Genomic DNA, 2885 nt, shown 5'->3' on the forward strand with positions numbered 1-2885 from the left:
GCGGTGGCAACCCACCAAGACACTAACGAAAAGTTGATAAAACGTAATAAAGTGCTCAAAGCCGACATAGAAGATTTAAAGCTTGGCCTTGAAGGTATTGAAGAACGTGCCCGAAACGAATTAGGAATGATTAAGCCGGACGAAACATTTATTCGTGTTTTACCGGGCAACCAATATGAGAAATAAACAAACTATCGTTGCGATTGTACCCGCAGCAGGTGTAGGCAGCAGAATGCAGCACAATGCACCTAAACAATATATACAGTTAGCGGGTAAAACAATTTTAGAACACACCCTAACTAAACTATCTCAATTACCACAACTACAAACTATTGTTGTTGCCCTTAGCGATACAGACCCATACTTTGATGAACTACCATTAACCGATGCGCGCATTGTTCGTTCAAGTGGTGGCAAAGAACGTGCTGATTCAGTACTTAATAGTTTGTTATTTTTAGCACCCAATCCTCCTGATTGGGTCTTAGTGCACGATGCAGCGCGCCCATTGGTTGACCTAGCAGACATAGAGCGCCTTATCAGTGAGTGCCTTCGTGAAAATGAAGGCGGAATTTTAGCCACTAAAGTAAAAGACACCATCAAACGCGGCGATACACACTCAAAGCAAACTGTCCCCCGAGACGACCTGTGGCAAGCGCTTACCCCTCAATTTTTTAAGTACAGTGACCTTAAAAATGCGCTGCAAAATGCGCTACAAAGTGGGGTGCCTATTACCGACGAAGCCAGTGCAATTGAGTGGGTAAACAAACCAGTAAAACTTATAGCGGGTCGTAGTGATAATATTAAAATAACCACGCCAGAAGATTTAGCTTTGGCAGGGTTTTTATTAAATAAACAACAAAACGAGAGTGCAGTATGATACGAATTGGCCATGGTTTTGACGTACATAAATTTGGCGGCGAAGGCCCGTTAACTATTTGTGGCGAAAAAATTGATTACCCACAAGGCTTTTTAGCACACTCAGATGGCGATGTAGCTATTCATGCATTATGTGATGCTATTTTAGGTGCGCTCGCTATGGGCGATATTGGTAAGCACTTTCCTGATACAGCGAGCGAATATGAAAATATAGACAGCCGCATTTTGCTTCGGCATGTTGTTAAGCTAGCTAAAGAGCAAGGCTATGTATTAGGAAACGGCGATGTCACCATTGTGGCACAAGCACCAAAAATGCTGCCGCACATACAGGCTATGCGTGTAAATCTAGCTAATGATTTAAACTGCGATCTTAGCCAAATAAATGTTAAGGCTACGACAACTGAAAAATTGGGCTTTGAAGGACGTAAAGAAGGTATTTCTAGTCATGCCGTGGTTATTATGAGTAAAGAGCTTGCGAGTACAAAAAACGCATGAGCGACTTAAATTATTTATACGGCGCACCGCTTTCAAAAGCTGACTTTAAAACCACAGCAGAAGACTTTATGGTAGATGAAGATCTAGGTATAGAGTTTACAGGTAACGGTGAGCATGTATGCTTGCAGGTGGTTAAAAAAGGCGAAAACACACAATACGTGGCTAAAATTATCGCGCAAAAAGCCGGTGTATCCCCTCGCGATGTAAGCTACGCGGGCATGAAAGATCGTCATGGTGTATGTAGCCAATGGTTTAGTGTAAAAGTGCCCATTAAAAAGCATATAGATTTTACTGAGTTAAATAGCGAAAGCATTTTTATAGTGTCGCAACAGCGCCACGAGCGTAAATTACGCACCGGTTGCCACAAGGGCAATAAATTTACCATTACCCTTCGTAATGTTACCGAGCCGCTTGATATATTATGCCGCATAAATGCTGTGCGTGCTGGTGTGCCAAATTACTTTGGCGAGCAGCGTTTTGGCCGCGATGGGCATAATTTAGTTATGGCCGAAAAAATGTTTGCCGGCGAGCGTATTCGCGATAAGAAGTTACGCGGTATTATAATTTCAGCTGCGCGTTCACATATTTTTAATCAACTTGTAAGTTTACGTGTAAAAGAACACGGTTTAGCCAAAACTATGCACCGCGAAGTATTTATGCTCAGCGGCAGTAATGCATTTTTTGAAGATGCAATTAACGACGAAAACATAGCACGTTTAGCCTCTGGCGATATTGTAATGTCGGCACCTATGGCAGGCAAAAGTGATAAAGGGTTAACTGAGCAAGAAAAAATATGGCTTAAACCCTATCAGGCATGGTGTGAAGGCCTGGGTGAATTAGGGCTTAAAAACGAGCGTAGAATGTTGCGTTTGATTCCTGATAACTTGGCAGTAGAAACACTTGATAACACCACACTTAAGCTGAGCTTTGGTTTACCTAAAGGGTGTTTTGCAACCGCATTACTACGTGAGCTGGTGGACTATACAGATGCAAGTCCAAAAGAGCGAAAAGAAAAGGATAATGGCATAAATGAAGATACTGTTAAGTAACGATGATGGCGTTAATGCTAAAGGCATAGCGGTCTTATATAACGCGCTTACAAAAATTGCAGACGTCACTTTGGTGGCACCCGATCGCAATTGCAGTGGTGCAAGTAACTCGCTCACATTAATGAATCCATTGCGTGCAACAACTCTTGAAAATGGGTTTATGTCAGTTAATGGTACGCCAACCGATTGCGTTCATTTAGGTGTTAATCAGCTTGTTGACCAAAAACCAGATTTAGTTGTGGCAGGCATTAACCATGGGGCCAATTTAGGTGATGATACGCTTTATTCAGGCACTGTTGCTGCAGCGACCGAAGGTCGTCATTTGGGGTTGCCTGCTATTGCAGTCTCACTTTGCTCACACAATGGCGAGCACTTTGAAACAGCGGCCGCGGTAACAGTTAATATAATTAAAGAACTTGCATCGCACCCATTACCAAAAGACCAAATTATTAATGTTAATGTGCC

General features: G+C 42.5%; 5 protein-coding genes. All 5 read left to right on the forward strand.

Annotation, left to right across the window (positions count from 1 at the left end):
* Positions 1 to 186, forward strand: a 186-nt coding sequence (locus tag BCG07_RS18275; RefSeq protein WP_286891428.1) for a septum formation initiator family protein, incomplete at its 5' end; no start/stop codon positions are given.
* Positions 176 to 877, forward strand: coding sequence for a 2-C-methyl-D-erythritol 4-phosphate cytidylyltransferase (gene ispD, locus BCG07_RS18280; RefSeq protein WP_286891430.1), 702 nt, complete (start codon positions 176 to 178; stop codon positions 875 to 877). The genes BCG07_RS18275 and ispD, both read left to right, overlap by 11 nt.
* A complete protein-coding gene (gene ispF, locus BCG07_RS18285; protein WP_008126885.1) occupies positions 874 to 1371 on the forward strand; it encodes a 2-C-methyl-D-erythritol 2,4-cyclodiphosphate synthase in 498 nt (165 codons plus the stop codon). The genes ispD and ispF overlap by 4 nt, the downstream gene beginning before the upstream one ends.
* Complete coding sequence (gene truD, locus BCG07_RS18290) at positions 1368 to 2420, forward strand: tRNA pseudouridine(13) synthase TruD (RefSeq protein WP_006791958.1); 1053 nt, start codon at positions 1368 to 1370, stop codon at positions 2418 to 2420. The genes ispF and truD overlap by 4 nt, the downstream gene beginning before the upstream one ends.
* Positions 2401 to 2885, forward strand: a 485-nt coding sequence (gene surE, locus BCG07_RS18295) for a 5'/3'-nucleotidase SurE (protein ID WP_286891433.1), incomplete at its 3' end; no start/stop codon positions are given. The genes truD and surE, both read left to right, overlap by 20 nt.

This window comes from Pseudoalteromonas sp. ESRF-bin5 (assembly GCF_002632075.1).
GTDB classification, from domain to species: domain Bacteria; phylum Pseudomonadota; class Gammaproteobacteria; order Enterobacterales; family Alteromonadaceae; genus Pseudoalteromonas; species Pseudoalteromonas marina.